The 21,859-nt window shown below is 62.8% G+C and carries 14 protein-coding genes; 2 read left to right on the top strand and 12 right to left on the bottom strand.

What is annotated here, in order from left to right; genetic code table 11:
• Nucleotides 1–109: 109 nt before the first annotated feature.
• The 11 genes from ACP7B3_RS03670 to ACP7B3_RS03620 all read right to left on the bottom strand — a co-directional run bounded on the left by ACP7B3_RS03670 (nucleotide 110) and on the right by ACP7B3_RS03620 (nucleotide 14,901).
• Nucleotides 110–703, bottom strand: a complete 594-nt coding sequence (locus ACP7B3_RS03670; protein WP_426177924.1) for a glutathione S-transferase — start codon at nucleotides 701–703, stop codon at nucleotides 110–112.
• On the bottom strand, nucleotides 700–4,338 hold the full coding sequence (locus ACP7B3_RS03665) for an AAA family ATPase (RefSeq protein ID WP_426177922.1): 3,639 nt from the start codon (nucleotides 4,336–4,338) through the stop codon (nucleotides 700–702). The genes ACP7B3_RS03670 and ACP7B3_RS03665 overlap by 4 nt, the downstream gene beginning before the upstream one ends.
• Entirely contained in the window at nucleotides 4,335–5,576 is a 1,242-nt protein-coding gene (locus tag ACP7B3_RS03660) for an exonuclease SbcCD subunit D C-terminal domain-containing protein (RefSeq protein ID WP_426177920.1), read from the bottom strand. The genes ACP7B3_RS03665 and ACP7B3_RS03660 overlap by 4 nt, the downstream gene beginning before the upstream one ends.
• Before the next feature lie 172 nt (nucleotides 5,577–5,748).
• On the bottom strand, nucleotides 5,749–6,033 hold the full coding sequence (locus tag ACP7B3_RS03655) for a DUF6124 family protein (protein ID WP_178119768.1): 285 nt from the start codon (nucleotides 6,031–6,033) through the stop codon (nucleotides 5,749–5,751).
• A 1,413-nt stretch (nucleotides 6,034–7,446) separates the two neighbouring features.
• Nucleotides 7,447–9,087 carry a BatD family protein gene (locus ACP7B3_RS03650; RefSeq protein ID WP_426177918.1) on the bottom strand — a complete coding sequence of 547 codons (1,641 nt, stop codon included), beginning with the start codon at nucleotides 9,085–9,087 and terminating at the stop codon, nucleotides 7,447–7,449.
• Complete coding sequence (locus ACP7B3_RS03645) at nucleotides 9,084–10,823, bottom strand: tetratricopeptide repeat protein (RefSeq protein WP_426177916.1); 1,740 nt, start codon at nucleotides 10,821–10,823, stop codon at nucleotides 9,084–9,086. Before ACP7B3_RS03645 ends, ACP7B3_RS03650 begins: the two co-directional genes overlap by 4 nt.
• Entirely contained in the window at nucleotides 10,820–11,908 is a 1,089-nt protein-coding gene (locus ACP7B3_RS03640; RefSeq protein WP_242198297.1) for a vWA domain-containing protein, read from the bottom strand. The genes ACP7B3_RS03645 and ACP7B3_RS03640 overlap by 4 nt, the downstream gene beginning before the upstream one ends.
• A complete protein-coding gene (locus tag ACP7B3_RS03635; protein WP_145166030.1) occupies nucleotides 11,901–12,395 on the bottom strand; it encodes a DUF4381 domain-containing protein in 495 nt (164 codons plus the stop codon). Before ACP7B3_RS03635 ends, ACP7B3_RS03640 begins: the two co-directional genes overlap by 8 nt.
• Nucleotides 12,392–13,324 carry a DUF58 domain-containing protein gene (locus tag ACP7B3_RS03630; protein ID WP_094952755.1) on the bottom strand — a complete coding sequence of 311 codons (933 nt, stop codon included), beginning with the start codon at nucleotides 13,322–13,324 and terminating at the stop codon, nucleotides 12,392–12,394. The genes ACP7B3_RS03635 and ACP7B3_RS03630 overlap by 4 nt, the downstream gene beginning before the upstream one ends.
• A gap of 5 nt (nucleotides 13,325–13,329) precedes the next feature.
• Entirely contained in the window at nucleotides 13,330–14,289 is a 960-nt protein-coding gene (locus tag ACP7B3_RS03625; protein WP_034106117.1) for an AAA family ATPase, read from the bottom strand.
• Nucleotides 14,290–14,547: 258 nt separating this feature from the next.
• The gene (locus ACP7B3_RS03620; RefSeq protein ID WP_262207708.1) at nucleotides 14,548–14,901 is read right to left on the bottom strand and encodes a hypothetical protein; all 354 of its coding nucleotides are present in this window, start codon (nucleotides 14,899–14,901) and stop codon (nucleotides 14,548–14,550) included.
• 480 nt (nucleotides 14,902–15,381) lie between these two features.
• On the opposite strand from ACP7B3_RS03620, the gene ACP7B3_RS03615 reads away from it, so the two are divergent.
• Together ACP7B3_RS03615 and ACP7B3_RS03610 are read left to right on the top strand one after the other, a co-directional pair.
• Complete coding sequence (locus ACP7B3_RS03615; RefSeq protein WP_145166032.1) at nucleotides 15,382–20,250, top strand: NAD-glutamate dehydrogenase; 4,869 nt, start codon at nucleotides 15,382–15,384, stop codon at nucleotides 20,248–20,250.
• A 300-nt stretch (nucleotides 20,251–20,550) separates the two neighbouring features.
• Entirely contained in the window at nucleotides 20,551–21,129 is a 579-nt protein-coding gene (locus tag ACP7B3_RS03610) for a TIGR00730 family Rossman fold protein (RefSeq protein WP_145166033.1), read from the top strand.
• A 30-nt stretch (nucleotides 21,130–21,159) separates the two neighbouring features.
• Here ACP7B3_RS03610 and ACP7B3_RS03605 read toward each other — a convergent pair whose 3' ends face one another.
• Complete coding sequence (locus ACP7B3_RS03605; RefSeq protein ID WP_145166034.1) at nucleotides 21,160–21,846, bottom strand: GntR family transcriptional regulator; 687 nt, start codon at nucleotides 21,844–21,846, stop codon at nucleotides 21,160–21,162.
• Nucleotides 21,847–21,859 lie beyond the last annotated feature (13 nt).

Here is a 21,859-nt window from a genome sequence, read left to right as displayed (position 1 = left end):
GTCACCTGTGGGCGCTGGCTTGCCTGCGATGAAAGCAACTCGGTGTGTCAGTTGCACCGAGTTGTCGGTATCGCAGGCAAGCCAGCGCCCACATGTGATTGTGTTGGGTTCAGGGTTTTGCCATTACCGCTGCAAACAGCGGTGATTCCAGAAAACGCTGTAGCCAGGCCTGCAACCGGTGATACTCCGTGCCGGCAAACCACTCGCGATCCACGTGCGCGAACTGACGCACAAACGGCGCCAGCGCCACATCGGCCAGGCTCAAATGGTCGGCCAACAAGTATTCATTCCCCGCCAGCAAACCTTCCAGCTTGTGCAAAAACACTTCACCCTCGGCCCGATAATGTTCCATCGGCTGCTCCGGATAGCGCTCGGCGTACTTGTATCGATTCAAGTGATGTTTGAAAGCCTGGTCGTTCTCGGCGATCAGGTCCAGCACCCGCGGGTCGCCCTTGAGCAACCAGTCATCAGGGTCGTGCCGCGCCAGGGCCCAGTGCATGATCTCCAGGCTTTCCTCAATCACCCGACCGTCCACGCTCAATACCGGCACCGTGCCCTTGGGCGACAGCGCGAGCATGTCGGCCGGCTTGGCTTTCAGGCTCACCTCGACGATCTGCACGGGCACGCCCGCGTAGTGCAACGCCATGCGCGCGCGCATCGCATACGGGCAGCGCCGGAACGAATACAGCAGCGCCTCGCTCACTTGACCTCCAGCGTGCTCAAGCCATTGCCCTGACGCTTGACCTGGATCTGCACCGGGATGCGCTCGTGCATTTCCTGTACATGGGAAATCACCGCCACCTTGCGGCCCTGGGCCTGCAGACCGTCCAGGGCGTCCATCGCCAATTGCAGCGACTCTGGATCAAGGCTGCCAAAACCTTCGTCGATAAACAGCGACTCGATCTTCAACGTGCTGGACGCCATCGACGCCAGGCCCAATGCCAGCGCCAGCGACACCAGGAAGGTTTCGCCCCCGGACAACGAGTGCACCGAGCGCAGTTCATCGCCCATTTCCGTGTCCATCACCAACAGCCCGAGCATGCTGCCACCGCGTTTGAGGCGGTAGCGGCGCACCAGTTGACGCAATTGCACGTTGGCGTGATGCACGAGCAAGTCCAGGTTGTAGGCCTGGGCGATCTTGCGGAACGTGTCGCCGGTGGCCGAACCGATCAGCGCATTCAGGCGCGCCCAGCGTTGCCATTCTTCATAAGCCTGGGTGATCTGTTCGGCCAGCGCGTGGTTGGCGTCCTGGCGGCGCTGGTCTTCGGCCTGGCGCGCGCGCAACTCGGCGCAGTGTTTTTCGCCCTCGGCCAATTGCTGGTTGAGCGTGGCCAGGCTGCCATCGAGTTGCTCGGCGTCCAGGTTGCCGTTGTGCAAGGCCTGATGCTCGGCGAGGCGTTGCTCGCGTTCGTGCAGCAGCACCTTGGCTTGTCCGACGGCTTTTTCGCTGTGTTGCACCTGCTGGCGCAGCGCGCTGATCTGGCTGTCATCAAAGGCCAGCAAGCGCGCGAGCCCGGCGTCATCCAGCTCGGGGTGCAGCGCCCGCCATTCGCCCAGGCGCTCGTCGAGGCTGTGCTGCTCAGCAGTCAGTGCCTGTTGGCGTTCCTGCTGCGCCTTGAGGTCGGCAGCCAGTTGAATAAGCGCATTACGCAGGTCTTGCAGCTGTTGATTGGCGTCGGTTTCGCGCTGACGTGCCTGCGCCACCGCCTGGTCCAGTTGCTGCTGCCACTGTTCAGCGCTGGCGTGATCGCCCAGCAGCGCCGTGAGTTGTTCCTGCGCGGCCTGTCGCTGCGTAGACAACTCGGTGACGTGCTGATGCAAGACGTCCAGTTGCTGCTGGCGATGCTGCTGATGGGTCTGTTCTTTCTCGATGGCCTGTTGACGTTCCTGCTGCTCGGCCAGTTCATCGCGCTGATGGCCCAGCTGCTCCAGACGCTGGCTGACCTGCTGGTCGAGCTGCATAAAGGTCGCGGCCGGTTCGCGGCGCAAGCCTTCGAGGGTTTCGGCGGGCAGCAGGCTGGCGAAGGCATGCAGCTCTTCGTCGAGACGTTCGCGGTCGTTGGAGAGCTCGCGTTGCTGGTCCACCAGCAACTGCCGGGCTTGTTGGCTCGCATCCTGGGCGGCTTGCAACTGCTGCTGCAAACGCCCGGCATTTTGTTGCAGGTTGAGCAGGGCGCCCTGGCGTTGTTCGTCCTGGGTGATGCTTTGCGTCAGCTGCGCCAGTTGCTGGGCCAGCCAGGTGCTGCGCTTGGCGGCGTCCTGGTTGAACAGCGAGGCCGACAGCGGGTGTGCATCCAGGCTGGGTTTGAGCGCCTGTTGCTGCGTCGCCATGTGCTCCTGCTGTTGCAGGAACTCCTTTTGTTGCGCGATCAAACCGCCCACTTCGCCGCGCAGCTCGGTGAGTTTTTCCTTGAGCACGTCGACGGCTTTCTGCGCCGTGGCTTCTTCGTTCTCATCATGCCGGCCGAGGCTTTGCAGCAAGGCTTCAGGCTGGTGATAGGGATGCTCATGGCTGCCGCACACCGGGCAGGGCTGGTCGTCCTGCAACTGCTCGCGCAATTCCTCGACGCTGGCGCTGCGGGCCAGGCGTTGACGTTCGAGCAGTTGCTTGGTCACCGTCAAGGTTTGTTCGGCGACGGCCAGCTCGGCCTTGGTTTGCAGACCGGTCTGGTTCAGTTGTTCGCGCCGTTGCTGCGCGTCCGCAAGTTTCTGCGTCAGGCTGGCGGCCTGTTGATCCAGCTGCTGCTGGTTGTCCCACAGGCGCGTCAGGTCTTCAAAGGCGCGTTGCTGTTTGCGGTTGTCTTGCAGGAGGCTCGCCAGTAGCTGGATCTGCTCGGCGACCGCGTGTGGCTCGGCGCCGGCTTCCTGATACAACAGGTCCAACGCGTCACGCTGCTGAGCGAACTTTTCGGCGGCGGTGGTGGCGCGTTGTTCCAGCTGCGGCAGTTCGCTCTGGCCTTTGTTCAAGCGATTGCCGATCAGCATCAGCTGTTGCAGACGGTCGCGGTAAGCGCTCCAGGCATCGCTCAGCGGCGCCAGGGCGGCGCTGCGCTCCAGCTCGGCAGCCAGGCGTTGCAGGCGTTCGGCAACGTGGGTGTGCTTGTCCTGCAAGCCCTTCAACAATGTCTGGCCTTGGGTGCAGGCGACTTCGTGTTGCTGTTGGTCCTCGGTGCGTTTGGCCAGGTCCTTGGTCAAGTGGGCGAGGGTGCTTTGTGCTTCAAAGGCCTGGCGCAACAAGGGCACGGCGTCGGCCTGGTGCTTCAGCGCCTCAGCCAGTGCCGCCTGGGCCGCCGCTTGCTGGGCTTGCGCCTGCTCCTGACGCATGTGCAGTGCGGTTTGCTGCTCGCTGTGTTGCTGAATCTGCGCGGCGAGCGGCGTCAGCAACGCGCCGAGTTCAGCCTGTCGAGCAAACTGATGGCGTTGTGGCGCCAAGTGCTCCAGGCGGCTCAGGTCCTGGCGTTGCTGGCCTTGGCCCTCCCAATCGGCCTGCGCGCGTTGCAGTTGCTCAGTCGCGCTTTGTTGGCGCTCCTGCCATTCGCGCAACTCCTTGAGCCAGGTGTGCTGCAACTCCAACTGCTTGAGCTGGGCCTGCTGGGTCTTGAGCTGCTGCTGCGCCGTGGCGAGCTGTTGATCCAGTTCGGCGCGGGCCTCGGCGGCCAATGGCACCACGCCGGTGGCCTGGTCTTGCAGCTGTTTGTGCGCGTCCTTGGCGTCCTTGGCCTTGTCGAAGGCGCGGCGGCCAAGCTGGGTGTAGAGCGCGGTGTCGGTGAGCTTTTCCAGCAGTTCGCTGCGCTCATTGTCGTTGGCCTTGAGGAACGCGCTGAATTCACTTTGCGCCAGCAACACCGCGCGGGTGAACTGCTCGAAATTCAGGCCCAGGGCCAGTTCCAGCTGGGTCTTGTATTCGGTCTTCTGGCTGGCCAGCAGTTGGTCGCTGTCCAGGTCGATCAGGCTTTGCCGGCTGTTCTGCAACTTGCCGCTGGCCTTGTCGCGGGCGCGGTTGGCTTCCCAGCGCGCACGGTAGCGACGGCCGCTGACGCCGACAAAGTCCACCTCGGCGTAACCGCCGCCGGTGCCGCGGCGCAGCAGGGTGCGTGGGTCGCCGATGGAAATGTCGCTGTCGGCATCCGGCATCTTGGCCTGGCCGGTATCGCCCAGGCGTGGCACCGCGCCAAACAGCGCCAGGCACAAGGCATCGAGCAAGGTACTTTTGCCCGCGCCGGTCGGCCCGGTGATGGCAAACAACCCGGCGCTGGCCAGGGGCTCGGCGGTAAAGTCGATTTCAAACGGGCCGGCCAGTGAGGCAAGGTTTTTCAGGCGGATGGCAAGGATCTTCATGGCTGTTCACCCGCCTGTTGCACTTCCTGGAGCAGCACGGCGAAATCCTTCAAGGTCTGTTCATCCACTTCACTGCCGTAGTTGTCCTGCCAGGCGCGGCTGAACAGCTCCTGGGGCGTGAGCTGGTCAAGTTCGACCAGGCGCTCGTCGTCGGTGGCGTCGCTGCCGCGCTTGCCGGCATATTCGGCGGCGATGCGCACCAGGCGCACGGCCTTGCCTTGCAGGGCGGTTTCGATTTGCTGGCGCAGGTCTGGTTGCGGCTCGTCCAGGCGCACCCGCACTTCCAGCCACGGGTGGCGTTGAGTCTCGGCGAGCAGGTCGATGTCGGGCAGATCCGCCAGTTGCTTGAGGATCTCCGCCAGCGGCGCAGCGTCCAGGCGTTGCAGGTTGACCGAACGCGGAATCAGGCGCGGCTCGACGCTGACCAGGCGTTGGCCCTGGAAGATCACGTCGAGAATCTGATGCTTGTAGCCGATTTCGGAAAACGACAGGGGAATTGGCGAGCCGCTGTAGCGAATGCGTTCTTCGCCGTTCACCTTTTGCGGCTTGTGCAAATGGCCCAGGGCCACATAGCTCACGCTGGCATCGAACAGGCTGGCGGGCAGTGCCTCGGCATTGCCGATGATCAGGCTGCGCTCGGAGTCTTCCGACACCGAACCACCGGCCATATGCGCATGGCTGATGGCAATCAGCGCCTGGCCTTTTTTGCGTTTGGCATTGGCGGCGGCAATCAGCCATTTATGCACCTGGCCGATGCCGCGCAGGTAGTCGTCGCCCAAGTGCGCGCCGGTGACTTCCGCCGGGCGCAAAAACGGCAGCGCCAGGCACCAGGCGGCGATCTTGCCTTTGGCGTCAGGCAGCGGAATCAGCAGGCGCTCGGCATCCAGCTGGCCGTCATCCAGCCACAGCACGCGGCCCAAGGCATGCGTGCGCAGGCGGCGCATCAACGGCGCGGGCAATTCGATGCGCGAGCCGGAGTCGTGGTTGCCGGCGATCATCACAATCGTGAGTTTCGGGTTGTGTTCGTGGGCGCTGATGATGAAGTCGTACAGCCGCTCCTGGGCCTTGAGCGGCGGGTTGACCGTGTCGAAGATATCGCCGGCGATCAGCAGCGCATCGGGCTGCTCGGCTTTTAATTGGCCCAGCAGCCACTCGAGGAAACAGGCGTGTTCGAAGTCGCGTTCCTGGCCATGCAGGTTTTGGCCGAGGTGCCAGTCGGAGGTGTGGAACAGACGCAAGGCGAACTCCGGGGAGAAGATGAAAAGGAGGGGAGTTTACCTGTAAAAGCAGGTTCGGTGCCCGCGGCTGGCCCAGATCAACTGTGGGAGCTGGCTTGCCTGCGATGGTATCGCCTCGGTTGACTGAAAGACCGAGGTGCCTGTATCGCAGGCACGCCAGCGCCCACAGGGGTTATGCGGCGTGCAGGCAGTTCAGCGCGCGGTCGGCCAAGGTTTTGGCGTTGTTGATCAGGTGTTCGGTGGCGCTCGCCATGTCGCGTTCATGGCCGAGCAGCGTTTGCGTGGTGCCGGCCGCGGTGGCGGCGGCGCAGCGCAGCAGGTCGCAGATTTGGGCCAGGGCGTCTTCGAAGCTGAGGTCGTGATGCGCGACGAAGGACGGCAGTGAGTCGGGTTGCAAGTAATGGCGCAGGGCGCGCTCAAAAATTTCGCGGGGTGGGTCGGGGACGATTTTGTTCATGAATGAAACTCCTAGAAGGTTGGGAGCCATTCTTTTGCAGATCTCACTCGACAAAAGGTGGCAGCTATGTGCGGGGTGAGATAACCGGTAGGAGCACCCGGCCAGACCGAAGTCTGCCCGCACACAGCCGCCATAGAGCATATCGCTCGCGGTTGTGACACTTGGCGCCTACACAGGATCTCACCCCTGATCGCTGATATGCAGCGACGGAGCGAAGGCTAGCCAGTGGGGTGGGCAGGCGCAAGGCCGAAGGATTGTCTAGGAAACTTCCCGCAAATTAAAGGGATGTGGATTGCTGGCCTTTAACAATGCGTGTCGATCAGGCGGCACTGATCTACCGTGGGGGCGGGGGTGGGGGAGTACATATCCGTTGCTGCGGTCACGGCGGCTGGCGGTTCCGCTCTTACAGCGGGTCACTTTTGGCAAACGCCCCAAAAGTAACCAAAAGGTCTTTGCCCCACCACTCGGTGCCTCGCCTAGGCTCGGCATGCCCTCACTCCGGCTTGAATCCGTGGGCCGCCGCGATGGGCCATCCATGGCCCAACACGGCTAACCCGGCGTCCTGCCGGGTTACCCACGGATTCAAGCCTGCGTTCGGCCAGCGTGGTTGACGGGGCCAGTCAGATCAAAATCAAAAGCAAAAGCACGGCGGCCTAGTAGCCGACCTGAGTGGTAGAAGCAAAAGCAGGGCAATAGCACAGCAACACATCTCTATCTGATGCACTGAGCTCCAAATGTGGGAGCGGGCTTGCTCGCGAATGCGGTGTGTCAGTCAGCTCATGTGTAACTGACCCACCGCCTTCGCGAGCAAGCCCGCTCCCACAATTTGACCGAGTTCAGCCTCCAGCACCGCACTGCTTTGCTTTTCTGTGGGAGCTGGCTTGCCTGCGATGCAGGCACCTCGGTGTATCAGGCATAACCAGTTGATGCCATCGCAGGCAAGCCAGCTCCCACATTAAATTGAGTTCAGTTTCAAGGATCAGGTCGGCTGTCAGGCCGCCTCGCTTTGCTTTTGATCTAACCACTCAGGTCGGCTACTAGGCCGCCGTGCTCTGCTTTTGATCTTGATCTGCTTTTGACGTTGATCTTAGGCGCCCCGTTAAACCACGCTGGCCTCACGCAGGCTTGAATCCGAGGGTAACCCGGCAGGACGCCGGGTTAGCCGCGTTGGGCCATGGATGGCCCGTCGCGGCGGCCCACGGATTCAAGTCTGCGTGAGGGCACACCGAGCCTAGGCGAGGTGCCGAGTGGTGGGGCAAGAGCCTTTTGGTTACTTTTGGGCTCTTTTCAAAAGTGACCCGCTGTAAGAGCGGAACCGATATCAGCCATCACCCAAATAACGGATATACACCCAGCGACCCCGCGCCAACCACCGTCCAAACAGTATGGGTAAATACACCGCACACCCAGGGCCTACTTGGGATACAACGGCGGCAAGCTGGTGCTATCCGTCGCCGGGTCTTGCTCTCGCTCAGCAACCGGGATGGCCTTGACCGCACGCCAAAGGTCTTCACCCAACCAGAAATGACCACTTTCGCTGTAGAGCGCACCATTCAACCCGTCCAGCGCATCCGACAACGGCACAAACCGCGCCGCCATGTCGGCCAAGGTCTCCGGCTGTTGCCGTGCCCAGGCATCCAGCGCCTGACGCGTGGCCTGCGGGTCGTTGGCCTGGGTAGCGCGCTTGAGGTCGTCGAGCAGTGAACGCGGGCTCGGACCAGTCTGAGCGGCCCGTTGCACGGCCGGTTGCCGACGCGCACGCCACCACAGGCCGAAGCCCAGCAGCGTGGTGCAGGCAAAGATCAACGTGCTGAGCTGCCACAGCCACAGGCGGTCATCGTCTGGTGCGGTGATCACGGTCGGCGTGGCGGGCGTGTCGACCACCAGGCTCGGGTTGGTCGCCACCTGCAGCGTGCGGGCAGGCAGGCTGGTGCGTTCGAGGTGGTCTTCGTGGGTGTTCCACCACACCACCTCGACGGCAGGCAGTTCGATGGCGCCGGCGCGGGTCGGCACCAGGGCTTCGCGGTCTTCGCGGCTGCCGGTCAGGCCGTGGTCGTTGTTCTGATTGCCCAGTACCGGCTGGTCGGGGTAGCGGCGCAGGCCATTGATGTCGGTACTGGGCAGGGCCGGCAGCTGTGCGCTGGACAACCCTTCGGCCTTGACCGTGAGGCTGCGCGTCAGCGAGTCACCGACTTGCACGTGCTCAGGCTCTGGGTTCCAGGCTTGCGTCAGGCTGAGGCTGCGGGCCGGTATCCACGGCGCGTCGGCCGGGTACAGCGCCGGCTTGGGTTTGACCGTCAGCGCAATTTCGGCTGAGCTGACGTGAATCAGCTTGCCCGGCTTGGTGCCCTGCAGCGTGTTTTCCTGCGGCGGGCGCGATTCCACCAGCGTGGCGCTGAAGGTCTGCCCTGGAATCACCAGGGCGCCGCTGTGTTGCGGGTAGATCGCATAGCGGGTTTCGATCACGCCATGGCGAATGCTGTTGATGACTTTTTCATAGGTGCGCGACTCGCCCAATTGCTCGATGCGCGCATCGGGAATCTGCAACGGCGTGAGGCTGCTGTCGTCGTACAGCGACACCGAGTGGTACACGCGCACGGTCAGCAGCGCCTGGGCCTGGACGTACACGCTGCTCTGGTCGAGGTTGGCCTCGATGAACACCGGGGCCAGTTCGGCGCTGGTGTTCTGGCTCGCGGTTTCGACCACTTGCAGGCTGATCGGCTGGGTCTTGAGTTCGCCCACTTGCAGCGGCGGAATCACCACGGTGCCGTTTTCCTTGGGCAGCAGGGTGATGATCCAGCGCGTGGTGGCGTGATTGTCGCCGCCCAGGGTGGTCAGTTGGTTGATCTGGCGGGTGCCGCTGACTTCAAACTGCGCATCCAGCGGCGCCAGGTCCGGCTTGCCGAATTGGGTAACGTCGCTGGACTCGACCGTCAGCTCCACCGTTTCCCCGGAATTGAGGCGGCTGCGGTCGACGCTGGCGACCAGGTTTGCCGCCTGGGCGTGGCCTGCCGTAAACGCGAGCAGGAGCAGAAGGGTGGTGCGGCGGCTCATCGAGTCTTGTCCTGATGTTGTTGCTGTTCGTACCAGAATTTGCGCCGCAGCAGTTCGCCGGGGTTGTCCGGGATCTCCCGCAGCCATTGCTCCAGGGCCTGGCGATGCTCACCGTCGATGTTGGCATCGGCGGGGCGCAGCGGCGGGGTGGTGGTGTGTTCGTCACCCAGTTCGCTGCCCGGTACGTCGTTGCCGCCAGCTTTGGGCGTGCCGCCGGTCTGGGTATCGCCGGTGCCTGCCTCGCCCTGGCCTTGGGGCGATTGTTCGCCACCCGTGGCACTTTGCCCGCTGGTGCCCGGTTGTGCAGTTTGGCCGGGTTGGGTGGTTTCGTCATCTTCCTTTTTTGCCGGCTTGGCGGGCTCGGGCTGGGCCTTTTCCTGAATCAGGGTTTCGACCAGCGCTTTGTTTTTCAACGCCGGTTGCAGGTCAGGTTGGGCTTCCAACGCCTGTTCGTAGGCATCAATCGCGGCTTCCAGTTCGCCGGACTTGGCCAGGGCATTGCCGCGGTTGTAGTGGGAATAGGCGTCATTGCTCAGCGCAAAACGCTTGATCGCCTCGGCGTAATTACCCGCCTCGTACAAGGCAACGCCCTGCCATTGCGGGTTTTCGAAGTGTTCGGCGGCTTCGGCCGGGCGTTTTTTCTTCAGCAGGTACTGGCCCTGTTGGTCGGGACGCAGCCACAGGTCCTGGAAATCGAAGGCATAGCTGGGCTGCGGCGCGCCCATTAACAGCAACGGCAGGCAGAACAGCCAGCCGCGGCGGCCGGCGCAGGCCGCGAGCAGCAACAGTGGCAGCAGCAGCCAATAACCCTGGTCGGCCCAGGCATCGAGGTGCAGCAGTTGGCCGTCGTTGCGCAGGTTCTGCGGGCCATCGAGCAGGTTGAGTTGGCGCAGGTCCTTGTCGTCCAGGCGCGCGGCGCGGTAGCGGCCGCCCATTTCGCTGGCAAACGCCTTGAGGGTCGGGCTGTCGAGGCGCGGCACCAGAATCGCGCCCTGGTCGTCCTTGAGGAACTCGCCGCTTTCCTGGGTCACCGGCGTGCCTTCACGGCTGCCGATGCCGAGGATCGACAAGCTCGGCGCCTGGGCCCCTTGCAGTTGCAGCCGAATGCCTTGGCGCTCCTGCTTGGACAGCGATGAGCCCACCAACAACAGGCGCCCTTGGCCCAGACCGCCTTGCTTGAGCAAGCCCTGGGCCTTCTCCACGGCGAGGTCGGCGCGATGGCCGGGCTCGGGCATGATCGAGGGGCGCAGGGCTTCGAGCAGGTTGCGGCTGGTGGCCAAGTCATCCGACAGCGGCACCAGCGTGTGGGCGCTGCCGGCATACACGACGATGGCAGTCGGTGCATCGGCGCGTACTTGCAGCAAGTCATACAGCTTGCGTCGAGCTTGTTCGAGGCGATTGGGCGGGCTGTCGGTGGCGAGCATTTCCGGGGTCAATTCCAGCAGCACCACCAGCGGGTCGGCGGGTTTCTGGCTGGACTGTTCAACCCGTTGCCAGCTGGGGCCGAGCAACGCCAATACGGCCAGCAGCCAGGCGATGCCCAGCACCACCCACGGCGATTTGCTCTCGCGGCCATTGCCGCCACTGAGCAGCACCGCATGAAACGCCGGCGGCAAAATGATCTGCCAGCGCCCGGCGCGCTTTTGCCGATGCCACAGCTGCCACAGCAGCCAGCCGAGCAACGGCAACAGCACTACACACCAAGGGCGGAACCAGTGCGGCCAGAGGTCGATCATCGACGCCTCCGCAATCGCAGGCGTTTGAGGCGCTGGCGCCATTCTGGGTGCTGTTGCAGGAAATTGCCCTTGGTCGAGAGTTTATGCCAGGCGCGTTGCAGCGCGTTGTTGGGCCAGCGTTCCTGGATCACCAGCAACAGGCTCAGAACCAGCGCAAGGGCCAACGGCGCGCTGTACAGCGCCAGGGCCGGACGCGCCTGGGTCGGTTGCTGGGCAACCGGCTCAAGCTGGTCGAGGGTTTGCTTGATCTTGAGCAACTCGTCGCCGTCGCGGGCGCGGAAATAGCGGCCACCGGTGGCGTCGGCGATGGCCTTCAACGCGGGCTCGTCGAGGTCCAGGCTCGGGTTGACGCCCAGAATGCCCAGGGAACCGGTTTGCGCCGGATCGGCGCCGATGCCGATCGGGTAAATCTTCACGCCTTCTTCAGCGGCCAGGCGCGCGGCGGTCAGCGGGTCGATCTGCCCGGCGTTATTGGCGCCGTCGGTGACCAGAATCAGCACGCGGCTTTGCGCCGGGCGCTGGCGCAGGCGTTTCAGGGCCAGACCGATCGCGTCGCCGATGGCGGTGTTCTTGCCGGCGATGCCGATGCGCGCTTCGTCGAGCCAGGCGCGCACGGTACGCCGGTCAAAGGTCAGCGGCGCTTGCAGGTAGGCCTGGCTGCCAAACAGGATCAGGCCGACGCGGTCGCCTTCACGGCTTTCAAGGAAGTCGCCGAGCAAGTGTTGCACCAGGCTCAAGCGGCTGACGTCCTCGTCCTGCCAGTGCATGTCGGGGAAGTCCATCGAGCCGGACACGTCCACCGCCACCAGCAGGTCGCGGCCGCTGGCGGCAATCGGCAGCGGCTCGCCGAGCCATTCCGGGCGCGCGGCGGCGGTCAACAGCAGCAACCACATCACCACAAACGGCGCCTGTTGGCGCCAGCCGGGCAGGTTGACGCGTGCGCGGCGGCGGGCCAGGCCTTCGAGGTCGGCGAGGTAGCTGACCTTTAACGCCGGCTCACCGCTGTCGGCCACCGGCAAGACCAGCCGCATCAACCAGGGCAATGGCAACAGGGCGAAGATCCACGGCCAGGCGAACTCAAACATGTTTTCGAATCCAGGTGTCGACGGCTTGGGTCAGGCCGGCGATGGCCTTGTCGTCGAGTTTGCATTCGGGTTTGTAAGCGCCTTCCACCAGTACCATCCAGCGCGTGAGGCCGGCAGCCGGGCAGCGGTTGTCGAGGAACGCCAGCCATTTGCGGCCATTGAGGGTGTGGCTCTGGCTGTAGGGGTAATCGTTGCGGCACAGGCGCTTGAGCAGGCCGTTGAGTTGCTGCAGCCAGGCACCGGCGGGCGCGCCGTCGTAGGGTTTGGGCATCAACGCCAGCTCAGCGAGGGCGGCGATGCGCAGTGGGTCCAGCGGTTGTTCGGCGCGGGCCACCGGGCGGCGCTTGGGCAGCAAACGGCGCAGCGACCACAGCCCCCAGCCGAGCAGCGGAATCACCAGCAGCAACAGCCACCACCCTGGCGCAGGCGGCCAGAAACCGATCGCCGGCGGGGCGATCAAGGGTTGCAGTTGGTCGAGGCTGCTCATTGCTTTTTAACCGGGCGTTGCGGGTTGAGGTATTCGCGCAGTTGCTCGACCATTTCGCTTTGTGTGCTCAATGGCATCAGCAGGATTCGCAGCTTTTGCGCCAGCAACTCCCAACGTGCGATGCGGGCTTCGGCCTGTGCTTTGTAAGCCTGGCGCAAGTCGAAGTTCAGCGTGTCGAGTTCCAGTTGTGCGCCTCGCTCGGCAAAACGTAAGAGCCCGGCGGCGGGCAGGGCGTGGTCCAGCGGGTCTGAAATCGGCAACAGCAGCAGGTCGCAGTGCCGAGACAGCAGGCTGAGTTGTTGCTCTGCGCCTTCGGTCAGCGCGCGCTCGTCGCAGATCACAATCACCAAGCTGCCTGGGCGCAGCACTTCGCGGCCACGGCGCAGCGCCATGCCCAGCGCGTCGGCTTCGGGGCGGCTCTCGGTGTTCAGGCTCTGGTTGACGCGCACCAGGCGGTTGAGCAGTTGCAGCAGGCTTTGTTTGCTGCGCCGGGGTTTGATTTCGTAGTGTTCGTTGTCGCCAAACACCAGCCCGCCGACGCGGTCGTTATGCCCCAGCGCTGCCCAGCCAATCAGGCTGGCGGCTTGCGCGGCGAGCACTGACTTGAACATCTGGCCAGAGCCGAAAAACAGCCGGCAACTTTGCTCAACCATGATGAAAATCGGGCGTTCGCGCTCTTCGTGGAACAGTTTGGTGTGCGGCTCCTGGGTGCGCGCCGTGACGCGCCAGTCGATGGTGCGCACGTCGTCGCCGGCCTGGTACACGCGCACCTGGTCGAAGTCGACGCCACGCCCACGCAGCTTGGAATGGTGCAGGCCGATCAGCGGGCTGCGCTGGCTCGGCGTGGAAAACAGCTGCACTTCGCGCACGCGGTGGCGCATCTCAATCAATTCGCTGAGTGTGACGCGGATGCCATCGCTTGCATTCATGGAGTTCAAGCGACGGCAACGACGTCGAGAATGCGTTGCACCACACGGTCCTGGTCGATGCCGGCCGCTTCCGCTTCGAACGACAGGATGATGCGATGGCGCAGCACGTCGAACAGCACCGCCTGGATGTCTTCCGGGCTGACAAAGTCGCGCCCGGCCAGCCAGGCGTGGGCACGCGCGCAGCGGTCCAGGGCGATGGAGCCACGCGGGCTGGCGCCGTAGGCGATCCACTCGGCCATCTCCGCGTCGAACTTGGCCGGGGTGCGGGTGGCCATGACCAGCTGCACCAGGTATTCCTCCACCGCGTCGGCCATGTACAGGCCGAGGATTTCCTTGCGCGCCGCGAAGATTGCCTGTTGGCTGACGCGGCGCTCGGGCTTGGTTTCACCGTTGAGGGCTTCGCCGCGGGCTTGTTGCAGGATGCGCCGTTCGACGGCAGCGTCCGGGAAGCCGATCTTGACGTGCATCAGGAAACGGTCGAGCTGGGCTTCGGGCAGCGGGTAGGTGCCTTCCTGCTCGATGGGGTTTTGCGTGGCCATTACCAGAAACAGCGGCGACAGGTCGTACGTGCTGCGGCCCACGCTGACCTGGCGCTCGGCCATGGCTTCGAGCAATGCCGACTGCACCTTGGCCGGCGCGCGGTTGATTTCGTCGGCCAGCACCAGGTTGTGGAAAATCGGCCCCTGCTGGAACACGAAACTGCCGGTTTCCGGGCGATAGATCTCGGTGCCCGTGATGTCGGCGGGCAGCAGGTCGGGGGTGAACTGGATACGATGGAACTGCGCTTCGATGCCTTCAGCCAACTCTTTGATGGCCTTGGTCTTGGCCAGGCCCGGTGCGCCTTCGACCAGCATGTGGCCGTCGGCCAGCAGGGCGATCAGCAGGCGATCGATGAGTTTTTCCTGGCCGAGAATCTGCGTAGAAAGAAAAGTTCGCAGCGCGAGCAGCGCTTCACGATGTTCCATCGATGACGGTTCCTGGAGAGATTGACCGGGCGTTGATAACAAGCGCCGGGCCTGGGGCGCTTACTTTAATGCATCGAGGGGGGTGGCGACTAACGGCGTGACGGGTATTTTTGGCAAATCTTGTAGGAAATTTGTATGGGAACAGGGTCAATGTGGGAGGGGGCTTGCCCCCGATAGCGGTGGATCAGTTTTCACATCTGCGACTGAGCGACTGCTATCGGGGGCGAGCCGCCTCCCACATTTGATCGTTGGTGCAGCTTAGATTCGGGTGAACGTACCAGTGCCCTTAAGAATGTTCTGCAAGGTTTCCTCAACTTCAGCCAGATCCGACGCGGCAGTGGCGTGGGTAATTTCCAGCTGATCCTTGCCCCCCAGCGCATCGGCATCGCCGGCGGCCAGCTCAATCAGCAACGTCGTGTCGCTCAAGGTGACTTTCAGGCCATCCAGGGTCGACGGCTCGTAATCCCAGGTCAGTTCGACTTCCTCTTCATCCGGGTACCGGGTGAGCATGAACATCTCGCCGTTTTTGCCGTGGCAGCAGAGCATGGCCATGTTGTCTTCTTCGTCGTCGCACGGGGTGGCCATCAGTGCGTCAGTGTTCAGTTGCAGCATGGGAAATCCTGTCTGGGGGAGGGCGCAGCGCGCCAATTGTGCCATTGCGGCGAATTTTGTGCTGCATCGTGTGTCAGACGCAGTGCATGACCTGACGGGCAATACCAGTCACTTTCGGTACTCGCGAGCTTGAAAACAGGAGGTTTTTCCTCGGAAAAATCCGGGTTGCTCAAGTCGCAACCCCAAGCCTGCGTACCGATGACCGAATATGTCGCAGCGTCGCAAGCAGCTGTCTTCCTACACTCGTTAAGCTGCGCAACGGATGTGCCCTGTGCCGGGAGTCTGACCTGCCCGTCGTACCGTCGCCCTGCACGGTGTACATCTTATGGAAGTTGTATGTGACCTCATTGTCTTGTCCAGCTTCACCCACCTGTCACTCTGAATTCGTTACTGTAGACCGCGAACAGAGCTGACGGTCTCCCCGCAAGGGGATAACACGCGACGCTTCCATCAATAACAAGCCCAAGCGGAGTACCACAGATGGCGTTCTTCACCGCAGCCAGCAAGGCCGACTTCCAGCATCAACTGCAAGCGGCACTGGCGCAGCACATCAGTGAACAGGCACTGCCACAAGTGGCGCTGTTTGCTGAACAATTTTTCGGCATCATTTCCCTGGACGAACTGACCCAACGTCGCCTTTCCGACCTGGCCGGTTGCACCTTGTCTGCCTGGCGCCTGCTTGAGCGCTTTGATCACACCCAACCGCAGGTGCGGGTCTACAACCCCGATTACGAACGTCATGGCTGGCAATCGACGCACACCGCGGTCGAAGTGCTGCACCATGACTTGCCCTTCCTGGTCGACTCGGTGCGTACCGAGCTGAACCGTCGTGGCTACAGCATCCACACCCTGCAAACCACCGTGCTCAGCGTGCGCCGTGGCAACAAGGGCGAGTTGCTGGAAATCCTGCCTAAAGGCACCCAGGGCGAAGGCATTCAGCAAGAATCGCTGATGTACCTGGAAATCGACCGCTGCGCCAATGCCGCCGAACTCAACGTGCTGAGCAAAGAGCTTGAGCAGGTGCTGGGCGAAGTGCGCGTGGCCGTGGCTGATTTCGAACCGATGAAAGCCAAGGTTCAGGACCTGCTGGCCGGTATCGACGCCAGCCAGTTCAGCATCGACGGCGAAGAAAAAGCCGAGATCAAGAACTTCCTCGAATGGCTGGTGGGCAACCACTTCACCTTCCTGGGCTATGAAGAGTTTGTGGTACGTGACGAGGCGGACGGCGGGCATATTGAATATGACGCCAATTCCTTCCTCGGTCTGACCAAGCTGCTGCGCGCCGGCCTCACCGCCGAAGACCTGCGCATCGAAGACTACGCCGTGGCTTACCTGCGTGAGCCGACCGTGCTGTCGTTCGCCAAGGCCGCGCACCCAAGCCGCGTGCATCGCCCGGCTTACCCGGACTACGTGTCGATCCGCGAGATCGACGCTGACGGCAAGGTCATCAAGGAACACCGCTTCATGGGCCTCTACACCTCCTCGGTGTACGGCGAAAGCGTGCGAGTGATTCCGTACATTCGCCGCAAGGTCGCGGAAATCGAACGCCGTTCGGGTTTCCAACCCAAGGCTCACCTGGGCAAAGAGCTTGCTCAAGTGGTTGAAGTGCTGCCGCGTGACGACCTGTTCCAGACCCCGGTCGACGAGCTGTTCAGCACCGTGATGTCGATCGTGCAGATCCAGGAACGCAACAAGATCCGCGTGTTCCTGCGCAAAGACCCGTACGGTCGTTTCTGCTACTGCCTGGCCTACGTGCCGCGCGACATCTATTCCACCGAAGTGCGCCAGAAGATCCAGCAAGTGCTGATGGATCGCTTGAAAGCCTCGGACTGCGAATTCTGGACCTTCTTCTCTGAATCGGTGTTGGCCCGTGTTCAGCTGATTCTGCGGGTTGACCCCAAGAACCGCCTGGACATCGACCCGCTGCAACTGGAAAAAGAAGTGGTGCAGGCCTGCCGCAGCTGGCAGGACGACTACTCCAGCCTCGTGGTCGAAAGCTTCGGCGAAGCCCAGGGCACCAACGTGCTGGCGGACTTCCCGAAAGGCTTCCCGGCCGGCTACCGCGAGCGTTTTGCCGCGCATTCGGCCGTGGTCGACATGCAGCACCTGAACAGCCTGACCGAAGCCAACCCGCTGGTGATGAGCTTCTACCAGCCGCTGGGCCAGGTTTCCGGCCAGCGCGAGCTGCATTGCAAGCTCTACCACGCGGATACGCCGCTGGCACTGTCCGACGTGCTGCCGATCCTGGAAAACCTCGGCCTGCGCGTGCTGGGTGAATTCCCGTACCGCCTGCGTCACGCCAATGGCCGCGAGTTCTGGATTCACGATTTCGCCTTCATCGCCGCCGAAGGCGTGAACCTCGATATCCAGCAGCTCAACGACACCCTGCAGGACGCGTTTGTGCACATCGTGCATGGCGATGCCGAAAACGATGCGTTCAACCGCCTGGTACTGACTGCCGGCCTGCCATGGCGCGACGTGGCGCTGCTGCGTGCCTATGCGCGTTACTTGAAGCAGATCCGCCTGGGCTTTGACCTGGGTTACATCGCCAGCACCCTGAACAACCACACCGACATTGCCCGCGAGTTGACCCGGTTGTTCAAGACGCGCTTCTACCTGGCGCGCAAGCTCACCGCCGATGACTTGGAAGACAAGCAGCAACGCCTGGAACAAGCGATCCTCACCGCCCTGGACGACGTTCAGGTGCTCAACGAAGACCGCATCCTGCGTCGCTACCTGGACCTGATCAAGGCCACCCTGCGGACCAACTTCTACCAGACCGACGCCAACGGCCACAACAAGTCGTACTTCAGCTTCAAGTTCGACCCGCGCGCGATTCCTGAGCTGCCCAAGCCGGTGCCGAAGTTTGAAATCTTCGTCTACTCGCCGCGTGTTGAAGGCGTGCACCTGCGCTTTGGCAACGTGGCACGTGGAGGCCTGCGCTGGTCCGACCGTGAAGAAGACTTCCGTACCGAAGTGCTCGGCCTGGTAAAAGCCCAGCAAGTGAAAAACTCGGTGATCGTGCCCGTGGGCGCGAAGGGCGGCTTCCTGCCGCGTCGCCTGCCATTGGGCGGCACCCGCGACGAAATCGCGGCCGAGGGCATCGCCTGCTACCGCATCTTCATCTCGGGTCTGTTGGACATCACCGACAACCTCAAAGACGGCGCCCTGGTGCCGCCGGCCAACGTCGTGCGTCATGACGACGATGACCCGTACCTGGTCGTGGCAGCGGACAAAGGCACTGCAACCTTCTCCGACATCGCCAACGGCATCGCCATCGACTACGGCTTCTGGCTGGGCGACGCGTTCGCTTCCGGTGGTTCGGCCGGTTACGACCACAAGAAAATGGGCATCACCGCCAAGGGCGCGTGGGTGGGTGTGCAGCGTCACTTCCGTGAGCGCGGCATCAACGTGCAGGAAGACAGCATCACGGTGGTCGGCGTCGGCGACATGGCCGGTGACGTGTTCGGTAACGGCTTGCTGATGTCCGACACGCTGCAACTGGTCGCGGCCTTCAACCACCTGCACATCTTCATCGATCCCAACCCGAACCCGGCGACCAGCTTCGTCGAGCGCAAGCGTTTGTTCGAGCTGCCGCGTTCTGCCTGGACCGACTACGACACCAGCATCATGTCCGAAGGCGGCGGTATCTTCTCGCGCAGCGCGAAAAGCATTGCCATCTCGCCACAGATGAAAGAGCGCTTCGACATCCAGGCCGACAAGCTGACCCCGACCGAGCTGCTGAACGCCTTGCTCAAGGCGCCGGTAGACCTGCTGTGGAACGGCGGCATCGGTACGTACGTCAAGGCCAGCACCGAAAGCCATGCCGACGTGGGCGACAAGGCCAACGACGCGTTGCGTGTCAACGGCAACGAGCTGCGCTGCAAGGTGGTGGGCGAGGGCGGTAACCTCGGCATGACCCAATTGGGTCGCGTGGAATTCGGCCTCAATGGCGGCGGTTCCAACACCGACTTCATCGACAACGCCGGTGGCGTGGACTGCTCCGACCACGAAGTGAACATCAAGATCCTGCTCAACGAAGTGGTGCAGGCCGGTGACATGACCGACAAGCAGCGCAACCAGCTGCTGGCGAGCATGACCGACGAAGTCGGCAACCTGGTGTTGGGCAACAACTACAAGCAGACCCAAGCCCTGTCCCTGGCTGCGCGCCGTGCCTACGAGCGTGCCGCCGAGTACAAACGTCTGATGAGCGACCTGGAAGGCCGTGGCAAGCTGGACCGCGCCATCGAGTACCTGCCAACCGAGGAGCAGCTCACCGAGCGCGCCTCCAGCGGTAAGGGCCTGACCCGTCCGGAGCTGTCGGTGTTGATCTCCTACAGCAAGATCGACCTCAAGGAAGCCCTGCTCAAGTCGCTGGTACCGGATGACGACTACCTGACCCGTGACATGGAGACCGCGTTCCCACCGAGCCTGGTCGCCAAGTTCGGCGAAGCCATGCGTCGCCATCGCCTCAAGCGCGAGATCGTCAGCACCCAGATCGCCAACGACCTGGTCAACCACATGGGCATCACCTTCGTGCAGCGACTCAAAGAGTCGACCGGCATGAGCCCGGCGAACGTGGCCGGCGCCTACGTGATCGTGCGTGACATTTTCCATCTCCCGCACTGGTTCCGTCAGATCGAAGCCCTGGACCACCAGGTTTCCGCTGACGTGCAACTGGAGCTGATGGACGAGCTGATGCGTCTGGGCCGCCGTGCCACGCGCTGGTTCCTGCGCAGCCGTCGTAACGAGCAGGATGCTGGCCGTGACACCGCGCACTTCGGTCCGCACCTGGCAGCGCTGGGCCTCAAGCTCGACGAACTGCTGGAAGGCCCGACCCGCGAAGGCTGGCAGAACCGCTACCAGGCCTACACCGAAGCGGGTGTGCCAGAGTTGTTGGCGCGCATGGTTGCAGGCACGACTCACCTGTACACCCTGCTGCCAATCATCGAAGCCGCCGACGTGACCGGGCATGACGCCGCCGAAGTGGCCAAGGCCTACTTCGCCGTCGGCAGCGCCCTGGACTTGCCATGGTACTTGCAGCAGATCAGCGATCTGCCGGTGGCCAACAACTGGCAGGCCGCGGCCCGCGAAGCCTTCCGCGATGACGTGGACTGGCAGCAGCGCGCGATCACCATCTCTGTTCTGCAAATGGCCGACGCGCCACACGACATGGAAGCCCGTGTGGCCCTGTGGCTTGAGCAGCATCAGGACATGGCTGATCGCTGGCGCGCCATGATGGTCGAAATCCGTGCTGCGGTCGGCACGGACTACGCCATGTATGCAGTCGCCAACCGTGAACTGCTGGACCTGGCGTTGAGCGGTCAGTCGGTGCTGCAACCGGCTTGATCCTGCGGTAAAACAAAAGCCCCCGTATCGTGAGATGCGGGGGCTTTTTGTTTCGCCACGATTGACCAGACACCCTTGGCCACGTGTAGGAGCTGGCTTGCCTGCGATGGCGGTCTTTGAGTGAAAGATGTGCGAACCGACCCACCGCGATCGCAGGCAAGCCAGCTCCCACAATTGGATCTTTGTACGATCGATCTACGAAGTAATGCTTAAAGGTGGCCGGTAGGCTAATTCTGCTCGTTGGACCTGGCATGGTTAAATGGGGGCTGTGCTCAACACAATCAGATCAAGCGAGGGTGTATGCGACTTTGTATTTTCTCGGGTTCAAGCGCGGGCCGATTGCCGGTGTATGCGCAAATGGCGGCTCAATTGGGTGAGGCGCTGGCCAAGGCGGGTATCGGCCTGGTCTACGGTGGCGCCTCGGTCGGCTTGATGGGGGCGGTGGCTGACGCCGCGCTGGCCCATGGCGGTGAAGTGATCGGGGTAATGCCAGAGTTTCTGGCCGAAAAAGAACTGGCGCACACCGGCCTCAAAGACTTGCGCATCGTCAGCTCCATGCACGAGCGCAAAGCGCTGATGGCCGAGCTTTCCGACGGCTTTATCGCGTTGCCCGGCGGCCTCGGTACGTTTGAAGAGTTGTTTGAGGTGTGGACCTGGGCGCAACTCGGCCAGCACGCAAAACCTTGCGCTCTGCTGAACATCAACGGCTTTTACGACGGCCTGGCCACGTTTCTCGACTCGGTTGTCAGTGAGGCGTTTCTAAAACCCGTGCACCGCAACATGCTGATCGTGGAACCGAACGTCGAGCGTTTGCTGGCTGCCGTGTTGAGTTATCAGGCGCCCAACGTGCCCAAGTGGATCACGCGAGAAGACACCTGATGCCGCAGGCAACCGACGCGGTGGCGAGCGTCAGTTGAGCGTGAGCAATTTCGCCTCCAGATGATCCAGGTGCTGGGTCATCAGGCCGATCGCGCGGTTCACATCGCGTTGTTCCAGCGCATCCACAATCGCCACATGCTCCTGCCACGCGCAGTACGTGCAGGCGTGTGCCTCGTATTGGGCAATGATCAATGAGGTCAACGGCACCAGGCTGTTGAGGAACTGCGCCAGGGGCGCGTTGTGTGCCATCGCGGCCAATTGCAGGTGGAACTCCCCGGACAGGCGAATCGCCGTGGCGCGCTGGTCGCGGTCAATGCAGTCACGTTCACCGGCGATCAACTCACGTAACTGCCGAATGTGCGCGGGCGTGGCCTGGGCACAGGCCAGCTGCACCACGGTCACTTCCGTCATTCGCCGGGCTTCCAGAATCTGCCGCGTCTGCTGGGCGTCCGGCGCAGCCACTTGGGCACGCTGGTTGGGACGCAGGATGATCACTTGCTGATGGGACAGTTTGGCCAGTACGCGTCGAATCACGCTGCGGCTTACACCAAAGGTTTCGCCCAGACCTTCTTCGGTAAACCGGCTGGCGGGGGCGATGCGTTGTTCGAGGATGGCATCGAACAAGCGCGGGTAGATGTCGTCCACCGAGGGCTTTTTACCGGCCACAAGGCGCAGGGCCGGGAGAATGGGATCGCGTTGCAGCGCGTGGGCGGTCATGGCCGGTCTCCAA

The sequence above is a fragment of the Pseudomonas sp. TWRC1-2 genome, from assembly GCF_049896685.1.
In the GTDB taxonomy this organism is placed as follows: domain Bacteria; phylum Pseudomonadota; class Gammaproteobacteria; order Pseudomonadales; family Pseudomonadaceae; genus Aquipseudomonas.
Note: the sequence above shows the minus strand (reverse complement) of the source record. Positions and strands in the feature narration are given on the sequence as shown.